This window comes from Coprococcus sp. TM115-187, from assembly GCF_027679115.1.
GTDB lineage: Bacteria > Bacillota > Clostridia > Lachnospirales > Lachnospiraceae > Allocoprococcus > Allocoprococcus comes.
The window spans coordinates 1-510 of sequence record NZ_JAQEKS010000068.1; the positions used below are offsets into that span (position 1 = coordinate 1).

The following is a 510-nucleotide window of genomic DNA, read 5'->3' on the forward strand; positions in this document are numbered from 1 at the left end:
ACAAGGAGTTAATAAATATGCGGCAAGGTATTCTTAAATAAACTGTCAATTTGATAGTGGGAACAAAAAGTAGCAGTCCCGTTTCACTTTTAATATGGGGCTTAGTTTTTTGTACCCAGTTTAAGAATACTTTTATCATGTAATTTTATATGCCCGAAAACATATAAGTGTTTTGGGGCTATTGGAGTTATTTACCCAGTGATAGGAGTATTTATCACTGGGTATTTTTATGCCCTTTTTTGGGTGTTGATAGGAGGAAAATCACATGAAAATAATTAACTTAGGCATTCTGGCTCACGTTGACGCAGGAAAGACAACATTAACGGAAAGTTTATTGTATACCAGTGGTGCAATTGCAGAACTAGGGAGCGTAGATGAAGGCACAACAAGGACAGATACAATGAATTTGGAGCGTCAAAGGGGAATCACTATCCAGACAGCAGTGACATCTTTTCAGTGGGAGGATGTAAAAGTCAACATTATAGATACGCCAGGCCATATGGATTTTTT

Annotated in this window: 1 protein-coding gene; it reads left to right on the forward strand. The window is 37.3% G+C overall.

Annotation, left to right across the window (positions count from 1 at the left end; all coding sequences use genetic code 11):
- Window positions 1-265: 265 nt before the first annotated feature.
- The coding region (locus tag PGW42_RS15835; protein WP_270235200.1) for a GTP-binding protein at window positions 266-510 on the forward strand (245 nt) is incomplete at its 3' end.